Here is an 847-nt window from a genome sequence, read left to right as displayed (position 1 = left end):
ATCTTTTTAACTAAAGCCTCGGCAATAGGGCGGAGGCTTATTTCTAGGAAGCTATCAAAGTGTCTAAAGAAAAATTTGAACGTACAAAACCCCATGTAAACGTGGGTACAATCGGTCACGTTGACCATGGTAAAACAACTTTAACAGCAGCAATCACTACCGTATTATCAAAACACTTCGGTGGTGCGGCTCGTGCATTCGACCAAATCGATAATGCGCCGGAAGAGAAAGCGCGTGGTATCACCATCAACACATCACACGTTGAGTACGATACGGAAACACGTCACTACGCACACGTAGACTGCCCGGGACACGCGGACTATGTTAAAAACATGATTACCGGTGCGGCGCAAATGGACGGTGCAATCTTAGTAGTAGCAGCGACAGACGGTCCGATGCCACAAACTCGTGAGCACATCTTATTAGGTCGCCAAGTAGGCGTACCATACATCATCGTATTCTTAAACAAATGCGACATGGTAGATGACGAAGAGTTATTAGAATTAGTAGAAATGGAAGTACGTGAACTTCTTTCTCAATATGACTTCCCAGGTGACGATACACCAATCGTACGTGGTTCAGCGTTACAAGCGTTAAACGGCGTGCCGGAGTGGGAAGAAAAAATTCTTGAGTTAGCACACCACTTAGATACATACATTCCAGAGCCGGAGCGTGCAATTGATAAACCGTTCTTATTACCAATCGAAGACGTATTCTCAATTTCTGGTCGTGGTACGGTAGTAACAGGCCGTGTTGAACGTGGTATCATCAAATCAGGTGAAGAAGTTGAAATCGTAGGTATCAAAGAAACTACGAAAACAACCGTAACCGGTGTTGAGATGTTCCG

The 847-nt window shown here is 44.7% G+C and carries 1 protein-coding gene; it reads left to right on the top strand.

Annotated features, from left to right (window positions below):
- Nucleotides 1-59 precede the first annotated feature (59 nt).
- The coding region (gene tuf / locus DRV96_RS17785; RefSeq protein ID WP_119293616.1) for an elongation factor Tu at nt 60-847 on the top strand (788 nt) is incomplete at its 3' end.

Source organism: Azohydromonas sediminis, from assembly GCF_003574675.1.
Taxonomy (GTDB): domain Bacteria; phylum Pseudomonadota; class Gammaproteobacteria; order Burkholderiales; family Burkholderiaceae_C; genus Calidifontimicrobium; species Calidifontimicrobium sediminis.
The sequence above is the reverse complement of the archived record's forward strand: the minus strand, read 5'-3'. Positions and strand labels throughout refer to the sequence as shown.